This is a genomic window from Halomonas sp. SIMBA_159 (genome assembly GCF_046536035.1).
Classification (GTDB): domain Bacteria; phylum Pseudomonadota; class Gammaproteobacteria; order Pseudomonadales; family Halomonadaceae; genus Vreelandella; species Vreelandella venusta_A.
In genome coordinates, this window is the sequence record NZ_JAWJBT010001379.1 from 1 (window position 1) to 243 (window position 243).

The 243-nt window shown below is 72.8% G+C and carries 1 protein-coding gene; it reads right to left on the reverse strand.

The annotated features are described in order from the left end of the window. On the reverse strand, positions 1–243 hold a 243-nt coding region (locus tag R0J87_RS23765), incomplete at both ends, for a hypothetical protein (protein ID WP_498889471.1).

Here is a 243-nt window from a genome sequence, read left to right on the forward strand (position 1 = left end):
TCGCCGGCGGCGGCGAGGATCGATCGGGCGAAGTCGAGGGTGCGGGACCCGTCACGGTCGGAGAAGACGTCATCAGGAAGCACGGCGACGGGCGCTTCCACGCTGCGGCGCATCGCCTCGAGCCGGTCACCGAGATGCGGACCGACGAGGACGAGGTCGTGGTCGGAGCCGGCGACGGAACTCTCGGTGCCCGCCACGGCATCCCAGCCGAGACCGGCCGCTGTCGCCGCAGTGCGGAGCCGC